Origin of the sequence: Gordonia sp. C13 (genome assembly GCF_023218005.1) — a bacterium.
In the GTDB taxonomy this organism is placed as follows: domain Bacteria; phylum Actinomycetota; class Actinomycetes; order Mycobacteriales; family Mycobacteriaceae; genus Gordonia; species Gordonia namibiensis.
Genome location: NZ_JALPSY010000041.1, coordinates 1 through 22,002 on the forward strand (window position 1 = coordinate 1; position 22,002 = coordinate 22,002).

Annotated in this window: 19 protein-coding genes; 12 read left to right on the forward strand and 7 right to left on the reverse strand. The window is 67.3% G+C overall.

Annotated features, from left to right (window positions below):
* Window positions 1-36: 36 nt before the first annotated feature.
* The 3 genes from M1L58_RS23690 to M1L58_RS22200 all read right to left on the reverse strand — a co-directional run bounded on the left by M1L58_RS23690 (window position 37) and on the right by M1L58_RS22200 (window position 1,802).
* Window positions 37-201 carry a hypothetical protein gene (locus tag M1L58_RS23690; protein ID WP_374112779.1) on the reverse strand — a complete coding sequence of 55 codons (165 nt, stop codon included), beginning with the start codon at window positions 199-201 and terminating at the stop codon, window positions 37-39.
* Window positions 165-917 (reverse strand): DUF5995 family protein, encoded by a 753-nt coding sequence (locus M1L58_RS22195; RefSeq protein WP_374112780.1) that lies wholly within the window; start codon window positions 915-917, stop codon window positions 165-167. Before M1L58_RS22195 ends, M1L58_RS23690 begins: the two co-directional genes overlap by 37 nt.
* 81 nt (window positions 918-998) lie before the next feature.
* On the reverse strand, window positions 999-1,802 hold the full coding sequence (locus M1L58_RS22200; protein ID WP_248660499.1) for a helix-turn-helix transcriptional regulator: 804 nt from the start codon (window positions 1,800-1,802) through the stop codon (window positions 999-1,001).
* Between the two features lie 95 nt (window positions 1,803-1,897).
* Between M1L58_RS22200 and M1L58_RS22205 the strand changes: the two genes are divergently transcribed.
* Complete coding sequence (locus M1L58_RS22205; RefSeq protein WP_248660500.1) at window positions 1,898-3,472, forward strand: AMP-binding protein; 1,575 nt, start codon at window positions 1,898-1,900, stop codon at window positions 3,470-3,472.
* 331 nt (window positions 3,473-3,803) lie between these two features.
* On the opposite strand, the gene M1L58_RS22210 is transcribed toward M1L58_RS22205, so the two are convergent.
* The gene (locus M1L58_RS22210) at window positions 3,804-4,421 is read right to left on the reverse strand and encodes a pyridoxamine 5'-phosphate oxidase family protein (protein WP_248660501.1); all 618 of its coding nucleotides are present in this window, start codon (window positions 4,419-4,421) and stop codon (window positions 3,804-3,806) included.
* A 156-nt stretch (window positions 4,422-4,577) separates the two neighbouring features.
* Here M1L58_RS22210 and M1L58_RS22215 point away from each other — a divergent pair, with 156 nt between their 5' ends.
* Window positions 4,578-5,144, forward strand: coding sequence for a DinB family protein (locus tag M1L58_RS22215; protein WP_248660502.1), 567 nt, complete (start codon window positions 4,578-4,580; stop codon window positions 5,142-5,144).
* A 1-nt stretch (window position 5,145) separates the two neighbouring features.
* Here the strand turns inward: M1L58_RS22215 and M1L58_RS22220 are convergent, their stop codons facing one another.
* The gene (locus M1L58_RS22220) at window positions 5,146-6,690 is read right to left on the reverse strand and encodes a molybdopterin-dependent oxidoreductase (protein ID WP_248660503.1); all 1,545 of its coding nucleotides are present in this window, start codon (window positions 6,688-6,690) and stop codon (window positions 5,146-5,148) included.
* A gap of 151 nt (window positions 6,691-6,841) precedes the next feature.
* Between M1L58_RS22220 and M1L58_RS22225 the strand changes: the two genes are divergently transcribed.
* From M1L58_RS22225 to M1L58_RS22255, 7 genes are all read left to right on the forward strand, one after another.
* Window positions 6,842-7,501 (forward strand): fasciclin domain-containing protein, encoded by a 660-nt coding sequence (locus M1L58_RS22225; RefSeq protein ID WP_248660504.1) that lies wholly within the window; start codon window positions 6,842-6,844, stop codon window positions 7,499-7,501.
* Window positions 7,502-7,779: 278 nt separating this feature from the next.
* Window positions 7,780-8,439, forward strand: a complete 660-nt coding sequence (locus M1L58_RS22230) for a fasciclin domain-containing protein (protein ID WP_248660505.1) — start codon at window positions 7,780-7,782, stop codon at window positions 8,437-8,439.
* A gap of 266 nt (window positions 8,440-8,705) precedes the next feature.
* Window positions 8,706-10,235 (forward strand): flavin-containing monooxygenase, encoded by a 1,530-nt coding sequence (locus M1L58_RS22235; RefSeq protein ID WP_248660506.1) that lies wholly within the window; start codon window positions 8,706-8,708, stop codon window positions 10,233-10,235.
* A gap of 218 nt (window positions 10,236-10,453) precedes the next feature.
* Complete coding sequence (locus tag M1L58_RS22240; RefSeq protein ID WP_248660507.1) at window positions 10,454-12,118, forward strand: DUF6777 domain-containing protein; 1,665 nt, start codon at window positions 10,454-10,456, stop codon at window positions 12,116-12,118.
* 295 nt (window positions 12,119-12,413) lie between these two features.
* Window positions 12,414-13,589, forward strand: a complete 1,176-nt coding sequence (locus tag M1L58_RS22245) for a TY-Chap domain-containing protein (RefSeq protein ID WP_248660508.1) — start codon at window positions 12,414-12,416, stop codon at window positions 13,587-13,589.
* A 154-nt stretch (window positions 13,590-13,743) separates the two neighbouring features.
* Window positions 13,744-14,538 carry a hypothetical protein gene (locus M1L58_RS22250; protein ID WP_006868411.1) on the forward strand — a complete coding sequence of 265 codons (795 nt, stop codon included), beginning with the start codon at window positions 13,744-13,746 and terminating at the stop codon, window positions 14,536-14,538.
* Between the two features lie 95 nt (window positions 14,539-14,633).
* Complete coding sequence (locus tag M1L58_RS22255) at window positions 14,634-15,911, forward strand: TY-Chap domain-containing protein (RefSeq protein WP_248660509.1); 1,278 nt, start codon at window positions 14,634-14,636, stop codon at window positions 15,909-15,911.
* Between the two features lie 3 nt (window positions 15,912-15,914).
* On the opposite strand, the gene M1L58_RS22260 is transcribed toward M1L58_RS22255, so the two are convergent.
* The gene (locus M1L58_RS22260) at window positions 15,915-16,457 is read right to left on the reverse strand and encodes a dihydrofolate reductase family protein (protein ID WP_248660510.1); all 543 of its coding nucleotides are present in this window, start codon (window positions 16,455-16,457) and stop codon (window positions 15,915-15,917) included.
* A gap of 175 nt (window positions 16,458-16,632) precedes the next feature.
* On the opposite strand from M1L58_RS22260, the gene M1L58_RS22265 reads away from it, so the two are divergent.
* Window positions 16,633-17,592 (forward strand): phosphotriesterase family protein, encoded by a 960-nt coding sequence (locus M1L58_RS22265; RefSeq protein WP_248660511.1) that lies wholly within the window; start codon window positions 16,633-16,635, stop codon window positions 17,590-17,592.
* A 6-nt stretch (window positions 17,593-17,598) separates the two neighbouring features.
* On the opposite strand, the gene M1L58_RS22270 is transcribed toward M1L58_RS22265, so the two are convergent.
* A complete protein-coding gene (locus M1L58_RS22270; protein ID WP_248660512.1) occupies window positions 17,599-18,399 on the reverse strand; it encodes an SDR family oxidoreductase in 801 nt (266 codons plus the stop codon).
* Window positions 18,400-18,531: 132 nt separating this feature from the next.
* Here M1L58_RS22270 and M1L58_RS22275 point away from each other — a divergent pair, with 132 nt between their 5' ends.
* Together M1L58_RS22275 and M1L58_RS22280 are read left to right on the forward strand one after the other, a co-directional pair.
* Window positions 18,532-20,232, forward strand: coding sequence for an aldehyde dehydrogenase family protein (locus tag M1L58_RS22275; protein ID WP_248660513.1), 1,701 nt, complete (start codon window positions 18,532-18,534; stop codon window positions 20,230-20,232).
* Window positions 20,233-20,373: 141 nt separating this feature from the next.
* Window positions 20,374-22,002: an HNH endonuclease signature motif containing protein gene (locus M1L58_RS22280; RefSeq protein WP_248660514.1), complete on the forward strand. Its 1,629-nt coding sequence runs from the start codon at window positions 20,374-20,376 to the stop codon at window positions 22,000-22,002.

Sequence of the window (22,002 nt, forward strand, 5' to 3'; positions counted from 1 at the left end):
CTATATCCCCATGCTTTCTACCGATCGGCGAGCGGGTCAGCGGATGAGCCCGGCGTCCTGGAAGGCAGTCAGGGCCGCCTCGCCGGTGTTCCACAGTCCGCGGACATCTCCGCGGGCACCCGCGGCCGAGGTCCGGCCCTGGAGCGCGAGCCCGTTGCGGAAGGTCAGCACGTTGTATCCGACGTCGGCAGCCCGCAGCATCGGCCCGGTGGCACGACCGGCACCGGCGACGCGATCGAGCCCCTCCCCAGAACGTAGAAGCGGAAGATCGGGCCGAGATCGACGCCGTACTCGCGGATCGTCGACGTCACGATCGAGTTCCCGTGGGCAGCGATCGAATCGACGATGAAGAAGAAATCCCGAGCATTGGCGGTCGTCGCACGCGAGTCGGCGGTCGCGTAGGCCAGGTCGACGGTGATGTGGGCGTTGTAACCGGCCATCGCAACGCGCTGACCTGGCACGCGGCAGTCGGCGGCCAGGTCGAAGTAGTGCCGCCACTGCCCCGGCACCGGACGGCCACTGAACTCCGCGCGCACCGCGTCGAGAAAACGATTGAGCAGTTTCAGGCTGATGACCGGCGCCCACCGCGGGGTCTGGAAAACCGCCGGGCGATTCTGCAACGGCATCACCGCGTCGCGTTCGACCGACGCCAGACCGAGCGCGAACAGTCCCCGACGGTCGCCGTTCTCGGTGAGGATGTCGACGATCCCGTAGAGACGCTCGACGTTGCGTCGAAGCTGGACGAGCGGCAGTTCACGGGAACCGGCGTCGTATGAACTCAGCTCGACGATGCGGGCGCGGTCGGCGGAGGTCAGCGTCGAACCGCAGACGGTCGTGGGTGCGGCGGCAGCCAGCGCCGACACGAGGAGGGCCGATGTCAGGCCGAGGGTCAGCAGGATCGCCGAGATCAGTCGCATGGAGCCCGGAAGTACCCCGATCCGGTAGCAATCATGCGCGCCATATCCCCATGCTTTCTACCGATCGCGGGCGGGCAGGGGTCAGGGCAGCAGGCCGGCGCGCCGGGCGACGACGACGGCCTCGAGCCGCGACGACGCGTCGAGCTTGCGCATCGCGTCCTTCATGTAGCTCTTCACCGTGTGCACGGTCAGGCCGAGGGCTTCGGCGATCCGCGCGTTCGAGTAACCGAGAGCGGCGAGCGACAGCACATCTTGTTCGCGTCCGGTGAGCTCGACGGCGACCGAGTCGGCGGCCGCTTCGGCAAGTAGGAAATCGGTGACGGCAGCGAGTTGTTCGGCGAGACGGGCGTCGTCGACGGTGTCGGCGAGTGACCGCAGGCGCGTGTAGGCGGCGGTCATACGGTCGCGCAGTTCGTCCTCGCTCTGCGCGCCGTGCTCCAACCGGGCGCGTGCGGCCACGATCTCCTGCTCGACGGCGCGCGCCTCGGCAGCCAGGACGTCGAGCATGCGGCCACCGATCGGATCGGGGGTGTGCAGCGCGCCGTAGATGACGGCGACCGGCGTCCGGTTGACGATGATCGGCGCGGCCATCATCGCGCGCAGACCCTCGCGTTCGATGAGCGTGTTGTAGCGGTGGGTGATGTGCGGGGTCCGCAGGTAGTCCTCGACCACCATCGGCCGGTTCAGTGAGACGACCTTGCCGCCCAGCCCGTGGCCGACGTCGACCGAGAGTCCGGACAGCGCACCAGCGTGACTCCCAGCGAAATGCTGGAGACGCAGGCTAGTGGAGTTGTTGACGACGCCGGCGAAGGCCAAGGGCACTCCGCTCGATTTGCGCACCCGTCGCAACGCGTCGGTGACGATCCCGCTCAACGGCTCGGGCATCTCACCTCTCTATCCCCCTCTTCGGAGGGTGGTAGGGACTACTTGTGTCGCGTCACACTGTGACCCAGCTTACTCAGTAAAGAGCGAGGTTCACGATGACACAGGCCACCATGACCCCCACCCACATGGTCGACCGCTGGTTGGCAATCTACGGGGCGCCCGACGCCAATGCGGCGGCACTCCTCGTCGACGACCACGATCCCGACGCGGTCGCGTTCACCGTGATCGAGGTCGAGGCCTCCGCGGACGCCGATTCGGCCCCCGCCCCGATCACCACCGACGTGACCTACGGCGACCTCGCCGAGCGCTCCAAGCGCTTGGCATCAGCGCTGGCCGAGCTCGGCGTCGGACGTGGTGACACCGTCGGCGTCCTCATGGGCAAACGCGAGGAACTCGTCGTGTCGCTGCTGGCCATCGCCCGCCTCGGCGCCGTCTACATCCCGCTGTTCACCGCGTTCGCCACCCCGGCCATCGAGATGCGCCTCACGTCGGGCAAGGCGAAGGTCGTCATCACCGAGCCGAGCCAGGCGTCGAAGCTCGAGGGCATCGACGGTGTCGAGACGATCGTCGCCGGCGAGCAGTTCGAGCAGCTCGTGTCGTCGCACGAGCCGATCGCCGAGTCCGTGGCCGTGGGCGGCGACGGCGCCCTGATCCTGCTCTTCACCAGCGGCACCACCGGCGCGCCGAAGGGCGTCCCGGTGCCGGTCAAGGCCCTCGCCTCGTTCGTCGCCTACATGCACTACGGCCTCGACGTCCGCGATGACGACGTCTTCTGGAACGCCGCGGACCCGGGCTGGGCCTACGGCCTCTACTACGGCATCCTCGGCCCGCTTGCGACCGGACACCGCAACCTGCTGCTCCATGCCGGCTTCAGCCCCGAGCTGACCGCGCAGATCCTCGGCGGTCTCGGCGTCACCAACTTCGCCGCCGCACCGACCGTCTACCGCACCCTGAGCAAGGACCCGCGGATCACCGGCTTCTCGCTGCGACGCGCCTCCTCGGCCGGCGAGCCCCTGACCCCCGACGTCATCGGCTGGGCCCAGCAGGCACTCGGCACCGAGGTCCGCGACCATTACGGCCAGACCGAACACGGCATGTTCATCAACAACCACTGGCACGACGACGTCCACGAGACGCTCGTCCCCGGTTCAATGGGTAAGCCGATGCCCGGCTTCGCGGCAGGCATCGTCGACGGCCAGATCGCGATCGACGTGCCCGCCAGTCCGCTCATGTGGTTCAGCGGATACCTCGACGCGCCGGAGAAGACCGCCGCACGGTTCACCGAGGACGGCCGCTGGTACCTCACCGGCGACACCGGCCGCGCCGACGAGGAGGGCCGCTATTTCTTCTCCGCGCGCGACGACGATGTGATCATCATGGCCGGCTACCGCATCGGGCCGTTCGACGTGGAGAGCGTGCTGATCACGCACCCGTCGGTGGTCGACGTCGCGGTGGTCGGGCGTCCCGACGAGCTGCGCGGCGAGGTCATCGAGGCGTTCGTCGTCCCCGCTCCCGGTGTCGAGGGCACCGAGGCCCTCGAGAAGGAACTGCAGCAGCTGGTGAAGACCGAGTTCGCGGCGCACGCGTACCCGCGCACCGTGCACTTCGTCGACGCCCTCCCCAAGACCCCCAGCGGCAAGATCCAGCGGTTCCTGCTGCGCAAGGGATAGAGCCGACCGTGTCTCGGCGATCCCGCGACACGGTCTCCCAACGCGCGGCCGACGGGTAGCCCCCCTACCGTCCGGCCGCGTCACCATCGAGAACCACGGCCGGCCACCGCAATCCGGCCGGCCGTGCGCCTCGATTCGGCCGGCGGGTCATTCACCCCCGGATGGCCCGTCGGCCGGCCTTCTTCTGCTGTGGCGGCGGTGCGTGACCTCGATACGCGGCGTCCTCGCTGCGCTCGGTCGGCGCTACTCGGCCGGCAGACTCTGGCTGGTTGAGTAGGCGAGGAGCCTGCGACGAGCCGTATCGAAACCACTCGCGCGCCCGCAGTCGGTACTACTCGGCCGGCGGTCTGGCCAGCGCCCGCACCGAATCCGGCGGCGTTTCACCGGAATACGTGACCGGCTCGTCGTAGACCGTTCTCATCGGTACGACGCCGGTCCACTCCTCTGACTCGATACCCGGACCACCGGTGCGCGCCTTCGCGATCCACTGACCATCGACGATCGGCAACCGAAGGGCCACGGTCGCGGCGAGTTCTTTGCGGGTGGTCTCCCGCACTTCGGCGACGCGACCCGGAATCAGCTTGTCCGACAACACCTCCAGCACCGACCTCGCGTCGTCGACCTGCTCGAGGAAACCTCTCACCACAGCTGACCGGTAGTTGGCGGAGTGGTCGAACAGGGTGTCGGCGATGACCAGTCCGTCCATCACGAAGACGGTGAACGTCACCGGCGCGCCTGCGGCGACATGCCGCAACGCGCCCGCGCCGGTCGATCCGTGCAACAGGATGTGGTCGCCGTCGCGCGCGAACAGCATCGGCACCGACCATGGCAGACCATCGACGACGGTGCTGAGCGTCCCGACCTTCGCCTCATCGAGTACGTGGTCGAGGGCGTCGCGATCGGTGGCGCGATCGGGTTTCCGGGTGAGCGCGTCGAGCGGAGATGTCATGCGCCCATCGTCGGGTACCAGCCGCACGCCGCTCAACCGATATAGCTCCCGAAGGTCGAAGAAAGATGAGAACAAAACGAGGACCGGAGTTGTCCTCAATCGGTCATAACGTGGTTCTCACCAGCACGAACAACCCACGACGAACCGGAGAGCACCGTGAGCACCTACACCACCCCCGAACTCAGCGTCGACGTCACCGGCGAGAAGCTCGAACTCCTCACCCTTCTGCAGGACCAGCGCAACATGCTCAAGGTCACCGCCCGCAACCTCTCCGACGAGCAGGCCCGCAAGCAGACCACGGTGAGCACGCTGACCATCGGTGCCCTCATCAAGCACCTCGCCAACGGGGAGGCAAACGCCGCCAAGGTCATCATCGAGCGCGACGAGACCGCCGAGTTCGACATGAGCCGCGCGGAAACCGAATACGAGTTGGTCGAGGGAGAGACCCTCACCGGTTGGCTCGAGGCCTACGACCGCAACGCCGCCGCACTCGACCGCGTGATCGCCGACGCCGACAGCCTCGACGAGCTCATCCCCCAGCCCACCGCGCCGTGGGCACCGGAGCGCGAGTGGTCCACGATCCGCACCATGCTCCTGCACCTGCTCCGGGAGACCTCCCACCACTGCGGGCACGCCGACATCATCCGCGAGGCGCTCGACGGCCAGACCACCATGGGAGCCATCTCCGAGGGCCAGGACTGGGCCGCGGAGTGGACCCAGTAACTCACTCGATGGTCACCACGCGACTGTGCCAGCCGGTGGCACCCTCCGGAATGGGCGGCACCCGCTCCTCCGGTTGGGTCGCGCCGGTGGCGTCGGTCGCACGGCAGTACAGCGTGTGTCGGCCGGGCGTGGCGTCCCAGGTCCATGTCCACTGGCGCCAGGTGTCCGTCGAGTACTCGGTGGCGAGTTCGGCGCGGTTCCACGGTCCGTCGTCGACGCGGACCTCCACGGACTCGATACCCCGATGCTGCGCCCACGCAGTACCCGCGACGACCACCGGTCCCGCGGGCGTCGCCGACAGCGGTGCCGGCCGATCGATCCGCGACGCGGTCTTGATCGGTCCCCGCACGCCCCAGCCCCGCTGGGTCCAGTAGGCCTCGGCGCGATCGAAGCGGGTGATCTCCCAGTCGACGACCCATTTGCACGCCGACACATACCCGTAGAGGCCGGGGATAACCTGCCGCACCGGGTATCCGTGCTCGATGGGTAGCGGTTCGCCGTTCATGCCGACGGCGAGCAGAGCATCGCGGCCGTCTCGGATCGCCTCGAGCGGGCTTCCCGAGGTCCACCCGTCGACGCTGGTGGCCAGCAACATGTCCGCATCGGCGTAAACCCCGACCTCGGCGAGGATGTCGCGCATTGAGTACCCGAGCCAACGTGCGGTCCCGGCGAGGTCGCCACCCACCTCGTTGGACACGCACGAGAGCGTGATGATCCGCTCGATCGCGGGCATCGATTGGAGGTCGTCCCACCCCAGCGTCATCTCGCGATCCACCATCCCGTGTATCCGCAACCGCCAGTCTGCCGTGGTCAGCTGCGGGACCTGGAGCGCGGTGTCGATCCGGTAGAACTCGCGGTTTCCGGTGATGAACGGAGTCGCATCATCGATACCCAGATCGGCACCCGGCGGAATCGGCGCGCTCGCAGAAGTCGTGCGCGGCAACCGAAGCCGCATGCGCTCGGCGATGGCCCCACCGGTGTCCGCGGCGCGTCGGGCCACGCCGGCGCACACCGCCCCCGTCACCACGACGATCCCGACCGCACCGACGAACCGACGGCGCGACCATCCCCCTGCGCGGGGCGCGTCCTTTTCGGACACGTCTCCGACGGCACTCCCGCGCCCCAGCACCACCAACACACCGACGGCAACCAGGCCGGCGGCAACCGGCGGAACGACGTAGGACGCCTCCATCGTGGGGCGGGTCAACACGGCAACCACACCGACAGCCGCGAAGGCCACGACGACCAGCGCCCCGAGGGGCGGCCGCTTGACCTGCAAAACCCCGGCAGTCACTGCGATCAACAGAATCGCCAGCGCCATACCGGCCAGCAGCGCCGGCTTGTCCGCGGTTCCGAATCGGTCTATCGCGAACTCGCGTGCAAACGCAGGCGCATGGTCGACGAGTAAGGCCGCGACCGCGCGATACGGGGACGCGAACTGCGAGATACCGACTGCGACGAGTTCGCCGACTGCCAGACCTCCTGCCACGGCGACGACCCCCGACACCGCCGCCCGCACAGTGGACTCTCTGAACACTCGCACCATTGAACTCCGTTTCTGTTGAGGGGAGTTCGCCCGTCGACAGCGCCCGGATTGGATTGATCTGACATCGGACCCATCCGCGACCACTCGAGCCGCGAATGACGTTCTGAGTTCGGCCGGATGGTCGGACCACGACCTTCAGATTGGATGGGCCATGGCCATCAAACGAATTCAGCGACTCGTGGTCGCAGCGTCCGGGCTGGCGCTGGCCGTCGGCGTCGTCGCCGGTTGTTCCAGCGACGAATCCGACTCGGGCAGCAGCTCTTCAACCGGCACCGCGATGTCGTCGATGAACAACGAGTCCGCCGACACCGCCAGCGGCCCGGTCGGTCCCGGTTGCGGGGACTACGCTGCGGCCAACCCCTCCGGCGCCGGCTCGGTTTCCGGGATGGCAATGGATCCGGTTGCCACCGCGGCGTCGAACAACCCCGAGCTGAAGACACTGACGCAGGCGCTGTCCGGCCAGTTGAATCCGGATGTGAACCTGGTCGATACGCTCAACAGCGGTGAGTACACCGTCTTCGCACCGACCGACGCGGCCTTTGCCAAGTTGCCGGCCGAAACCGTCGAGCAGCTCAAGACCGACTCGGATCTGTTGACCAAGATCCTTACCTACCACGTGGTTTCGGGTCAGGCGACGCCGGACAAGATCGTCGGTGAGCACAAGACCCTCGAGGGGCAGACCGTGACCGTGACCGGATCGCCGGACATGCTCAAGGTCAACGAGGCGAGCGTTGCCTGTGGTGGCGTCTCCACTGCCAACGCGCAGGTCTACATGATCGACGCAGTCCTGACGCCGCCTGCCGGCGAGTGATTTCTTCTGATCACAATGGTTCGCGGGCAACGGGTTACCCACCTCTGAGCCCGTAACTCCGTCGAGCGAGAGAATGCCGGTTCCCTGGATGAGGACACCCTCGTCCAGGGAATCGGCATGAGCGCGTTCAGCACTCGACCGTCTGGCGACAGCCGGGTCTCCCCGGCGCCGGAACAAACGGGCACATCTGACCCATCTGATTCTCACACGGTGCCGAATGCGCTTGTGAGGCTGCCGTTCAGCGCAGCCGAAACCTTCTCGGAGAGATTGGATCAACGATGATCAAGCGTGTTCCCCGTATCGCAGGAGCGGTGACCGGACTGGTCCTCGCCGTCGGCGTGATCGCCGGCTGTTCGAGTGACGATTCCGACTCGTCGAGCGAAACCACCAGCGCAGCAACCGGAATGAGCTCGATGAGCGCGAGCGCAGCCGCCGACCCGGCAGCGAACCTCGTCGGCCCCGGCTGTGCCGCCTACGCCGAGGCCAACCCCTCTGGTCCCGCGTCGATCGCCGACATGGCAACCGTCCCGGTCGCCACCGCGGCGTCGAACAACCCTGAACTCACCACCCTGACCGCCGCACTGTCAGGCCAGCTGAACCCCGACGTCAACCTCGTCGAGACGCTGAACGACGGTGAGTACACCGTCTTCGCGCCGACCGACGACGCCTTCGCGAAGCTGCCGCCGGAGACCGTCGAGCAGCTGAAGACCGACAAGGACCTGCTGACCAGCATCCTGACCTACCACGTGGTCGAGGGTCAGGCGACCCCCGACAAGGCCCTGGGTGAGCACACCACCCTCGAAGGCAAGAAGCTGACCGTCAGCGGCGAGGGCGACAACCTCAAGGTCAACGACGCGGGAATCGTCTGCGGCGGCGTCACCACCTCGAACGCCCAGGTGTACCTGATCGACGCCGTGCTGACCCCGCCGGCCTCGTAAGGCACACTCCGACAACAACTCCGGCGGGCTGACACGCCCCGAACGCGGATGAGTCGGGCTCCGTGGGCGGGATGACCGGATCACCAGCCGGCTAATATCGATAGATGTCGCGTAACGTATTGTGCCGCAATACGTTACGCGACATCTGCATTCAGGGCGGTGGTGGCCCATGCCCGGCGGTCGACACCAGTCGTGTGATTCCGTTCACAGGTGGTCGCAAGTGTTGCATGATGGCACCACCCAGGCATCCCACGGAGGAGGTCCATGTGACCGAGATCGACGCCACCGACGCCGTCCGATCAGCCGGCGATCCCGAGCCCAGCTCGCCGTCGACGACCGAGTCCCCGATGCGGGACGTCATCATCATCGGCGCCGGCCTGTCCGGTATCGACTGCGCCTATCGCCTGCGCGAGCAGAACCCGGATGCCGACTACCTGATCCTCGAACGCCGCCCCCGGATGGGCGGCACCTGGGACCTGTTTCGTTATCCCGGTGTCCGCTCGGACAGTGACATCTTCTCGCTGAGTTACCCGTTCGAGCCGTGGCGCAAGCCGGGTGCACTGGCCGAGGGCGAAGACATCCGGAAGTACATCGAGCACACCGCGCACAAGTACGGCATCGCCGAGCAGATCCGCTTCGAACGGCACGTACTGACCGCGGACTGGGACTCCTCGACGGACACCTGGACGCTCGGCGTCGAGGTGGGCGAAGGTGCGGACAAGCGCACCGAGACCTACCGCTGCCGGTTCCTGCTCTTCGCGACCGGTTACTACGACTACGACCAGCCGTACACGCCGCGTTTCGCCGGCGCCGACGACTTCACCGGACAGATCATCCACCCCCAGCACTGGCCGGAGGACCTCGACTACCGCGGCAAGCGCGTCGTCGTCATCGGCAGCGGGGCGACGGCGGTGAGCCTCATCCCCAACATCGCCGACGACGCCGCGCACGTGACGATGCTGCAGCGCTCGCCGTCGTACATCTTCTCGTCGAAGCAGAAGGCCTACCTGGCACCAGCCCTCAAGAAGTTGCTCCCGCCCAAGGCCGCTCACCGGGCGATCCGCCTCCGCTATGCGACGCAGACCGCGGCGATCGTGCATCTCACCCACCGCTTCCCGAAGCTCGGGCGCAAGTTGATCCGCGCGAACGTCGCCGCGAACCTGCCCGACGACTATCCCGTCGACGTCCACTTCAACCCGACGTACAACCCGTGGGATCAGCGTATGTGCATGGTCCCCGACGCCGACCTGTTCCACGGCATCACCGAGGGATCGATCGAGATGGTCACCGACCACATCGACCGCTTCGACGAGACCGGTGTGCGCCTGACGTCGGGTAGGCATCTGGACGCCGACATCATCGTCACCGCGACTGGCCTGCAGCTGCTCGGATTCGGCGGGACCCGGCTGCGCATCGACGGTGACGAGGTGAAACCGCACGACCGTTTCGTCTTCAAGAGCCACCTGCTCGAGGACGTCCCCAACCTCGCCTGGTCGGTGGGTTACACGAACGCGTCGTGGACGCTGCGCGCTGACATGACCGCGCGGTCGGTCGCAACCCTGGTGAAGTACATGCGCGAGAACGGTTACACGCATGCCTACCCGCATCTCGGGTCCGAACCGATGACGGCGCAACCGCTGTGGGATCTCAAGGCCGGGTACGTCGAACGGTCGCCCGATGCGCTGCCGAAGTCGGGCACCCACGGGCACTGGAAGGTGCGCCACAACTACTACCGGGACGCGCTTGATCACCGCATCAGCAAGATCGACGACTCGATGGTGTTCGGTCGGATCTGAGGACGGCTCCCCGGCCCGAACCGGCACGTCGGCCCCGTCGATCGCGGTGTTACGCGGTGTGGTCCAAACGGTCGAGATTTGGCGGCAGATGTCCGATCTGTGCTGGTCAGGCCTTGCCCGGCGTCTGATGGGGCGCTGATACTCGAACTCGGCGAGCGCCTCTGCCCGCCACGACCGCGCCGGTGTCGCCGGCGCGTCGGCACGAGGAGTTCGCCCCGATGACCTACCCGCCCGGTCCCCCGACCCATCCCTCGACGCCCTTCGGTGCGGTTCCTCCTCAGCCGAAGAACCGGCAGGCCCTCACCCTCGTCCTCGGCGCGATCGTCGTCGTCCTGGCGCTCGTGCTCGCGGCAGGGATCGTGTTCGTGGTGAAGGCCCGAAAGGGGGACATCTACGTACCCGGTCTCACGCTCGCCTCGGTCAACGATCCCGGCATCGACCCGTTCACCGATCCGGTTCTCGTCTCCGGAGCTGGGAACCTGCCGGCGAACGTCGCGCTCACTGCGAGCGCCGGGGCTCCGGACATGGGTGGCCGCGCGGTCAACGGCACCGAGGCCGGCCTGTACGCGACGGGCGACACCATGGCCTGCGACACCGCGGCCCTCAGCAACCGCCTGATGGCCGATCCGGCGAAGGCCGCGGCCTGGGCGAGCGTCTTCGGGATCAGCACGGCCGCCATCCCGCACTACCTCAACACCCTCACCCCGGTGGTCCTCACCGCAGACACCTGGGTCACGAACCACACCTTCACGACGGGTCGGGCGGAGCCGTTCCAGTCGGTCTTGCAGCGTGGAACCTCGGTGTACGTCGACGCCGCCGGAGTCCCGCGGGCCATGTGCTCCTGTGGCAATCCGCTGGCGCCGCCTGCCTCGGCACCCCTCGGCGGCTATCGGCTCGAAGGTCAGCCGTGGCCCGGCTACCAGACCCGAGAGGTGACCCGCATCGCCTACAACAACCAGAACGTCACCGCCGTCAACCGCACGACGACGATCGTCCCGGGCACACCCACGCCCGTCGCGAACGCCAACGGCGGGTCGGTCCTGCAACTGCTGAACTTCCTCACCGGCGAGATCATCCCGCAGACGCTGGGCGGTCTCCTCGACCTCTCGGGTCTGCCACCACTCTCCGAACCGCTGCCCACACCGGCGTCGCTGAACACCCCCTTCACGGCCGCCACCGACGACGACGCCGAACGCAACGGTCTGCTCGAGGCCGGTAACCCGGCCGCCGCCCCGGCCGTCGAAGAGCGTGCCGCCGAGGACAACGGGCTGCCGGTCGGCGCCCCCGCCTCCGACTCACCTGCCGGCTCTCCTTCGGGAGAGCCGGGTTCGGGCGTCCCGGGTTCGGCGGAGGTGCCGGCCCCCGGATCAGCAGGAAACCCGTCGTCCGAGAACCCCGCCGCCCAGAGTCCACCGGAGGCCGCATCCGTCCCGACCTCCTTCAGCGGTGCCGGTGACCTCATCGGCAGCTTTGTCTTCGACGACGCGGGCCTGTCGGTCAGCTGCTCGGTCCCGCCCGGCGCGGCGTCGGGCACCATCGCGCTGGCGTGCAGCGACGGCGTGCCGCGCTCGGTGAGTGCCGCGGCGCTGGAACGGGCCGCCGTCCTCGGCGCGACCGACGCGACGGGCGTCTGGACCCTGGCGCTCTCGTCCCGGGCCGTCGTCGTCCGGTCCGCCTCCTGGACCGTTGCGCAACCGGAGATCCCCAGGTCGGCGCCGCCCGCGGAGACATCAACCGAGACCTACGAGGCGCCGCCGGAGGAAACCCACACCGAGACACCGACCACCACCGAGCCGACCACCGAGTACGCCCCGCCTCCCGAGGAGCCCTCCCAGGCGCCCGAGTCGCCGGCGGAGGTGCCTTACTCGTCACCGGCTGCATGAGAATATTCAGGCTCTGACCTGGTACTATGCTCCCGGTCCTGGGAGAACCGTCTGCGTGGTCAGCCGGGCGTCCCAGAGCGGGGTACGGTTCGAGCAATCGTTCAGCAATAGGTCTGATCAACCGACCAACAATGTCGCCCCGGTCACCTAACCTGAACCCCGAGACGGGTTCGCGGTCGTTCACGTCTGAGCCGGCTCATCCGGGCTGTCCGTCGACGAACCGACACCGCAGCCACCCGAAGCCCGCTGTAGCACCGGGCGGTCTCGATCTCAGCGCACGAGAAAGGAAGTCGACATGACGCCCGACTTCACCGTGGACTCGAACATCGATGACGCCTGGCGCACATTCCAGTTGCACGTCGGCGATCGTCTGGCCAACCTCACCCCCGGCTCGACGCTCACCATCCAGCAGGACCCCCTGATCCCCGAAGGCCCGCACGGCAGACTGCGATTCACCCTCACCGGGTCGAACCGTCTGCGGTGCACCATCGACGACACCGACCTGCACCCCACCGAGGAGTACTTCCTCGAGCATCTCGACATGCTCGCCGACATCGGCTGGCGTCGTCTGCGCAACGGCACCCACATCTACGAGGTGGGCCGCCGGCGCGTCGACGAGCTCGCCCACACCACGGTTGCCACGCTGCGTCGCGTCTGGGAAGTCGTGCACCCGGCCTTCCTCGACCACACCCCGGCAGCGCGCGCCGAACCACAGATCGAGGTCGCGGTCCAGCCTTTCGACGACGACCACCTCCGGGCGCTGCTCCTCGGTTCGCTCGAGGACCTGACCGGTTGCCGGATCCAGACCGACGCCGACGGCGACATCGCCTTGCCGACCAAGCCCGTGTCCTCGTGGCTGAGCCCGCGGTCGGACGCCCCCCGGCTCGAGTTCTTCGCCCGCCTGGCCGGCGACATCCCCGATCGCAGGCGCGCCGCCGACATCGTGGCGGCCCAGCCGACGATGGGTTCGGCGGTCCGTGTCCATCTCCTGCAGGACGAGGTCTTCGCGACCCTGACCCTCGAGTGCGCGGTCTTCCACCCCCACAATCTGAGCTCCGCGCTCGCCGAGTGGTTCAGCTTCCTCGCCGACTGCGCGCCGAACGTCATCGAGCAGATCACGCAGACTGCGGCGCCGACCCGGCCCGAGACCGACGAACGCCTCCCGGATGCGCTGCAGACCTTGCTCGAACTCGATCCCGACGGTCGGTCGCTGTCCGCTCATGAGGTCGCCAAGATCTGCCGCTACAACCAGGCCGACATCCTCTCGTTCATCCACACCTGCGAGGAGCAGTACCTCACCTGGCGGCGTTCGGCGGCCGACGCGGTTGCGTCCGCGGACTCGACCGAGGCCGACGCATGCCGGCACGAGGCCGACGCCTGGCGGGCCACGACCCACAATCTGCGCGCCGCGCTCCGGGTCGTCGTGCTGTCCGACGACGACGTCCCCGACCGTCGTCCGACGGCCAAGTAGCCGCGAACCGGACACGACTCACCCACCTGCTGATCTTCCGGTAGTCCACCCGGAGGATTACGGCCCCGTACACGAGCGTCACGGTGATGCCTGCGCTATATCGGTAGTGGGTCTCCTGCGGGCGGCCCCGCCCGGCCTCCCATCGGAGCACTGCATGACCCTCACCACCGACCGCAGCACGCTGACGTTCGCCTTCCCCGAACTGGGACCCGACGCCCGCCTGCATGTCGTCTTCCCGAGGACCCTGCGCGCGATCGATCCCCACGACCGCACCGGACTGACCGCCGACACCACATTGCGGCTCGCGCACGGCTCACCGACCGGTGACGCCGACGCCGTCATCCCGATGTGGCAGTCCGAGGCGACCTGGATCGACTTCTCCTCTCCGCACCAGCATCCGTTCCTGGTGATGGTCGGCGTGGACGGGATCAACGCGATCAGCGGTGAGCCGTTCACCGGGACACCCGACTTCGCCACCGACGACTACATCGAGGTGCCGACCCAGCAGACCCTGGCGTCATACCGAACGGTCACGGGTGATCACCGGCAGTTCGTCGCTCCATCGATCCACACCGCGGCGAGACCGGACGCGGGCGGGATTCTGGTACAGCTGACGGTGATACCGATGCGGGCCGAGGCCTGGGCACGACGCCGCCGCCACACCTCCGCGAATGCCTGCGTCCTCTGCGACATCTCCCGGGCCGAGCAGGCACGCGCACAACCGCGGACCGCGGCACCTCGGGTCATCGGCCCGCTGGAGTCCGCCGACACCTGGCATCCGACCCGGATGGGGTCGGCGGCCGTCCGGATCGTCAACTCGGTGATGTGGGAGTCGCTGACCGGCGGCTCACCGTCCCACTCTCGGCTGACGTGTGCCGACTACGTCGACCACCGACTCCCCTGGCACACGAGCTTCGGCGAGACGACCCGGCATTCGACTCCGCTGTAGATCTCACCCGGGTGTCAGGAAGGCGTCGTAATATTCGGGTTCCGCAGGTTCGCCGGCGGCCACCCAGCACGAGGACCCAGCCCTAAGGAGTGCGAATGTCCCCCGATTTCGATGCCGTCGTCGAGGCGGCATGGCGGGACTTCACCGACACCCTCGCGGGCCGGGTGCCGCAGCTCGTTCCCGGGCAGTCGTTGACGGTCGTGGAGGCCGCGGCCGGTGGCTGGCGCAGGCGGATGACGTTCGCCGTCGCCGACGAGGACCGGTTGCGCTGCACCATCTCCGCGGGAGACCTGACGTGGACCGACAAGGACCGCTGGATGCGGCAGGCCACCTACATCGTCGACCGCGGCTGGTGCCGTCTCGAGGGTCGCAGCGCCTTCTGTTACGAGGTGGCCGACGACCGTTTCGGTGACCTCGCCCGCGCCGCCGTGCGAGCTCTGCGCGAGGTGTGGGGAGTCATCCACCCGTCGTTCGTCAGCATCGGCGACCCGTCGTACGCGCGGCACCATCTGGCCTCGGGATCGGCCGACACCGAGACCAGCGACGACGCCCCGGGGACCGACCGACACGGCCGCGAGTTCGGGACCCACGCGCTCGACCCCGAGACGACCAACGCCGACACCATCCGCTTCGCTTCGCTGGCCCATCCGCTCGACGCCCCGGTCGAGAGCGGCGTCGTGCCGCAGTCCAAGGATCATCTCGTCGAACTGGTCCGCGCCGCGATGGCCGCGGCCGGCCGGCCGGTGGTGATCAGTCCGCGCAAGGCGATCTTCCTGCGGTCGTCGGGCACGTCGTTGCTACGGCCGACCCGCGATGCACGCGCGCTCGAGATCGTGACGATCCTCAGTTCCGCGGTGCCGCCACCGTCGGTCCTGGGGATGCTGATCTCCGAGTTCTCCCCGCGCTGGCCGGAGATCGCGGTGGTGGTCCGCAACGGTCTCGTCTATGCCCAGCGCCGACTCGACGTGGCGGTGTTCAGTCCCGCCAACCTCGACGCCGCGCTGCGTCGCTGGGACCAGTTCGCCGCCACCGCCCGCGCCGAGATGATCGCCCGGCTCGACGGTGGCAAGAAGTCCACGCACCGGTGCCGTGGCGAACGACTCCCCGGGGTTCTGCTGGCACTGCTGCGCCTCAGCCAGAAGCCGGACAGCACGCTGTCGCCGACCACCGTTCTGATCGCCTGCCGCCGCGATCCCGAACGCGTGCACGAGTTCTTCGACATCTGCGCCGCCGAGATGCGCGAGTGGATGGACAATCTCGCCTCGGCTCGCAAGGCCGAACTGGGCGAGGAGGAGATCGCCTTCTGCGAAGCGGAGCACCGCGCCTACGCCGAGGTGGCGCAGTTGCTCCTCAGCGCGATGGAGCTGGCCTGACGCTCAGGCGGTCGACGCGTACGACAGGTGCACCACGCCGTTGTCGAAGGACTCCGTCCCCACCAGGGTGAGCGGTAGGTCGGCGAGACCGTCGAAGAGGCGCGCGCCGCTACCGAGGACCACCGGATAGACGAGTAGGTGCAACTCGTCCACCAGCCTGTCGCGCAACAGGGCTCGGACCAGCGTGCCACTGCCGCTGACGTAGAGGTCGTGGGAGCTCTTGAGTTCGCGGATCTTATCGAGGTCGTAGCCACCGACGACCTCGGAGTTCTGCCAGCCGGTCGCTTCGTCGAGCGTCGAGGAGACGACGTATTTGGTGGTGTCGTTGAAGAACGGAGCGCCCGGGTCGTCGTCGACGCTCCGTTCCGACCACGCCGGACCGAACATCTCGAACGTGTTGCGGCCCAGCAGGATGCCGTCACATGAGCCGGTGATACCGCCCAGCACCTCGCCCATCCGGTCGGTGAACCCGTACGGCATCGTGAAGGCGGGGTTCTCGAAACTGCCGTCGAGGGTGATGAATTCGTGGACGTGGATCTTTCCCATCGGGATGCTCCTGTGCTCGCGGTCTGCGTTGCTGTCACGATGTCAGACCCGAGGTCCCACCGGAACTCATCGGCCGCCGGTAGCGGGCCGTCGAAACCGCCTCCGCGCCAGAGGAGGGTCGATTAGGGTTCGGCGCAGCGGGTCCGCGACGAGGCGGGCCCCGGAGGAGGTTCGCGTGGCCACCGTCCACACTGCAGCAGGTCCGATCGATTCCGCCGATCTCGGCAAAGTGCTTGTGCACGAACACGTCTTCATCGTCGGCGAAGAGTTCCGGCAGAACTACCAGGACGACTGGGACGAGGACGCGAAAGTCGCAGAAGCCGTCCGCGATCTGTCCGAGCTGAAGGAGCTCGGGATCGACACCATTCTCGATCCCACGGTCCTGGGGCTCGGCCGGTACATCCCCCGCATCCAGCGGATCGCCGAGCAGATCGACCTCAACATCGTCGTCGCGACGGGCCTCTACACCTACAACGACATCCCGTTCCAGTTCCACTACGCCGGACCCGGCCTGCTGTTCGACGTCCCCGAACCGCTGGTGGAGATGTTCACCAAGGACCTCACGGAGGGCATCGCCGACACCGGCGTCCGCGCCGCATTCCTCAAGTGCGCCATCGAGGCCGAGGGACTGACACCGGGCGTCGAGCGGGTGATGCGTGCCGTCGGACAAACCAGTGCGCAGACCGGTGCACCCATCACCGTGCACACCAATCCGCACACCCAGTCGGGTCTGGTGGCACAGAAGGTGCTGGCCGAGGAGGGCGCCGACCTCACCAAGGTGGTCATCGGTCACTCCGGCGACAGCGTCGACCTCGACTATCTGATGCAGATCGCCGACGCCGGCTCGATCCTGGGCATGGACCGCTTCGGTCTCGATCTGCTGTTGCCGTTCGAGGAGCGGGTGAACACGGTCGCCGAACTGTGCAAGCGCGGCTACGCCGACCGCATGGCACTGGCCCACGACGCGTCGTGCTTCATCGACTGGTTCGACCAGGAGGCGAAGAAGCAGGCGGTACCCAAGTGGAACTATCGCCACATCAGCGAAGACGTGCTGCCCGCGCTGCGTGAACGCGGGGTCGGCGACGCCGACATCACCACGATGCTCGTCGACGTCCCGCGTCGGTACTTCGAGTAGTCGCTGCTAACCCCGCAGCGAGCGCTGGTACCGGCGCATGCCGCGCAGCCAGCGGTCGTAGTCGGCGCCCTTCTGCCGGTACATGTCCAGCACCTCGGCGTGCGGGAGGATCAGGAACCGTTCGTCGGCAACGGCTTCCAGTACGATCGCGGCCACCGCACCCGGGGTCAGGACCTCACCGGCGGTCTCGACTGCCTTCTGCATCAGCTTCTGGTCCGTGGTCGCCGAATCGTCCTCGGGCCGCAGCAGCTTGGTGTCGACACCCATCGGGCACAGGCAGCTGACGCGCACACCGTCGTCGCCGTGGGTGATGTTCAGCCACTCGGAGAAGCCGACCGCCGCGTGCTTGGTGACCGAGTACGGTGCGTTGCCGATCTGGGTGAGCAGGCCCGCGGCCGACGCCGTGCTGACGAAGTAACCGCTACCCCGCTCGACCCACTCGGGTACGAGCCGACGCGCCGCCCGGATGTGGCTGCGCAGGTTGACGTCGAGCGCCAGATCCCACATCGCCTCGTCGGTGTCCAGACCACCACCGCGTCCGATGCCGGCGTTCGCGAAGTACATGTCCACGGGCCCGAAGGTGGACTCGGCCAGGCGGACCGCCGCATCGATGTGGTCGTCGCTCGAGGCGTCGCCGGCGAGCGCGACCGCGGACTCGCCGAGGGCATCGGCGACGCCGTTTGCCGACGCCGCGTCGAGGTCGGTGACCACGACCTTCGCACCTGCTTCGACCAGAGCGTGCGCGAGCGCACCACCGATCCCGCCGCCGCCGCCGGTGACGATTGCAACCTTGCCTGCGACGTCCATGGGATCTCCTTCGATCGGTGAGTCTGGTTAAAGACCTACCAGACACGCGCATCGTCGTACTTGGCTGACCCGCGCCCGCGGGTCAGCACCGAGGTCTGGCCACACGGCGTGCGCGGTGGGACACTGGAGGTCATGACCGCCGGGCTCTCGCCGCCGGCGCATGCCGAACTCGACGGCATGCTCGCGGAGCTCGCGCAGGGCGCCGCCCACTGGGCGGCGATGCCCCTGGAACAACGAGCAGATCTGTTCTCACGCACACGAACGACCGTCGGCAAGGTGAGTAGACGCTGGGCGGAGCTCGCGATCCGCATCAAGTCCACGCCACCGTCGGTGCGCGGTGAGGAATGGCTCGCCGGTCCGTACATCATCATGGCCGGACTGACCACGCTGGCGAAGACCATGCGCACGGTCGCGTCCGGTCGGAGCCCGGTCGACGGGGTGCGCACCGGTAGCGCCCCGGGCGGGCGGCTGACACTCGAGGTGATGCCTCTCGGATTGCAGGAAGCGCTCTTGTTCAACGGGTTGCGCGGTGAGATCTGGATGCCGCCCGGCGTTGGCTACGACGCGGTGCGCGCGGGCGCCGGCCTCGGCACGCTTACCCCAGGTGTCAGCGGAGGGGTCGGACTCGTCCTCGGCGCCGGGAACGCCACACTCATCGGCCCGTACGATGTGATCTACGAACTCGTCGCGTACAACCGTGTCTCGATCCTGAAACTCAATCCGACCTTCCGCGAGCTGTACAGCGTCTACCTCGAGGCTTTCGCCCCGCTCATCGAAGCCAACGTGATGCGAATCATCAACGGCGACATCGCAACCGGTGAGTACCTGACGTCCCACCCCGAGATCGGCCACGTACACATCACCGGTAGCCGCGCCGCACACGACGCGATCGTGTGGGGCGTCGGGGCCGAGGGCGAACGACGCCGATCCGAGGGCACACCGCTTCTGACGAAGCCCATCACCAGCGAGCTCGGGGGCGTGTCCCCGATCATCGTCGTACCGGGCAAGTGGTCCGAGGCCGATATCAGGTATCAGGCAGAACACGTTGTCACACAGCGCATCCACAACGCGGGACACAATTGCGTCGCCGGTCAGTCGCTCATCCTGAGTTCGTCGTGGCCCCAGCGTTCCCAGTTCCTCGACGCGATCCAATCGCTCCTCGACAAGGTTTCACCTCGGGCACCGTGGTATCCGGGGAGCGACCGCAGGATGAGTCTCGCCGAGCAGGAGTATCCCCGCGCCGAACACCACGGCGGCCGATTGCTCATCCGGGTCGACGACTCCACGTCGGACGCCCTGTACAACACCGAATTCTTCTCTCTTGTTCTGGGACACACCGAGTTACCCGGTACAGGATCAGCATTCCTACGCGACGCCGTGCACTTCGCGAACACCAGGCTCGTAGGTCAGCTCGGCGCCTGCGTCATCATCTCCCCACGTGAACGCAAAGCCCTCGGGCCACGTCTCGAGGAGTCACTCGCCGACCTACGGTACGGAGCGATCGGGGTGAACTGCTGGACCGCCTTCGTCTTCCTCTCACCCACGCTCGCCTGGGGCGCATATCCGGGTAACACCCTGGACGACGTGGGCAGCGGAATCGGCGTGGTACACAACGGTTTGTTGGTACCCAACCCGGAGAGGTCGGTGGTGTACGGCTCGTTCCGTCCGTTCCCGAGGTCCTGGCCCGGCGGAGAATCCACCATCGCCCCGGCGTCGCCGGTCTTCGTCACCTCGAAATCGAACAATGCAGCATCCGAGGCCCTCACCCACTATGCGGCACGGCCCGGCTGGTCTCGCATCCCGCGGGTGTTCCGGTCGATTCTCTTCCCGTGAACTCGGGGTCGCCTGGAAGCGCAATACACCATTGCACCGACAAGACCGGCTTCTACACAACCCGCAGTCTTGTTGCACAACAACATATTAGCGTGTAGTGTCGAACATGTATTCGAACTGCGGAGCCAGGGGGTGACCGTCATGACCGCTATCGCATCGACCGATACCGCTGATGGATCGTCTCCTGCAGGGATGCCCGAGTTGCTCGATGAACTCGATACGGTCGTCGACAGGCTTCAGGCCACCGGTTTCACCCGCCTGACCGATACCGAAGTCGACGACGCCGGCGTCCGCATCGAACAAGCCATCGCCCGACTCACCTACACCGGCAACCAGCAGATCGTCGAAGCCGACCAGCGGGACCTACCCCGTAAAGCCGGATATCGCAGCGTCATCGACTACATGAAACACCGGTTGCGAATGGCCTACCCCGGCAAACGCCTCAAACAAACCCGCGCCACCGCCACCTACCCCGACGCCACCACCGGCCAACCCCTCGAACCCGTCCACCCCACTCTGGCCAACGCGTTCGCCGACGGACAGGTCGGGTCTGCACATGTCCACGCCGTGATCGACGTGCTCGACCAGATTCCGCACGCCGTCGACCATGACATCAAAGTCGCCGCCGAACGCACCATCGCCGAGCAAGCCGTCCACCTCACCCCCGACCAGATCACCGACGCGGGCTTCCGACTGCTGGGCTACCTCGACCCCGACGGCACCCTCGCCGACGACACCAACCGCAGACGACGCCGCAACGTGTACCTCAATCGGCAACGCGCTGATGGCACCGCCAAGGTGTCGGGCACCCTGACACCCGAACTGCTGGCACGGGTCTCCATGTTCCTGGCCGTGTGGGCCAAACCGGGGATGAACAATCCGAATGATCCGGAATCACCGACAGGGTCCATCGAGGATGCCGATCCCGACGCTGTGGCGGCCGCCGCTGAACGGGACGACCGCAGCCCCGCCCAGCTCAACCACGACGCCTTCAACGCACTCCTGAGGGCCGTGTTGGAGGACGGCATGCTCGGGAAGAGTCATCGTGGACTGCCGATCCAGGTGATCGTCAAGGTCGACCACAGCGATCTCGTCCGCGAAGCCGGTTACGCCGTCACCGCCACCGGCACCCAGATTCCCGTCACAGATCTCATCCCCATGCTCGCCGACGCCCAGCCTTGGCTGGCCGTGTTCAAAGACGCCACCGCCGTCCCGCTCTACTTCGGGCGCGGCAGACGCCTGGCCACCCGCGAACAACGCCTCGTCTCCTTCGCCCGACCCGACGGCCACGTCTGCTCCAACCCCGACTGCTGTGTGCCCGCCACCCATGTGGAAATGCACCATGCCCACATCGATTGGGTCGACGGCGGATTGACCGATGTCACCAACCTGACACCCGCCTGCACCCGCCACCACCACATGATCGGGAACCAGCCCGGACAGTTCACCACCCGCATGGTTCGCGAAGGCCCCGACGAAGGCCGCGCCACCTGGCAACTCAACACTGAACCCGGCGCACCACCCAACCCCGAACGTATCAACCGGCGACCCGACATACCCCGCAGATTCGCCGAACACCTACAACACGTGCGCACCGAAATCCACGGACCCGAACCGGAGTCCGGCGATGAAATGCGCCTACAGATGCGCCAGATCATCGACCTACGGGACGCCACCCCCGTCGAACTCGTCGTCGCCTCAGCACTCCTCGACCACGCGTACCGAGACTCCGGAAGGGAAGGTCACCCACCCTTCGAGGCTCGTCGCTAA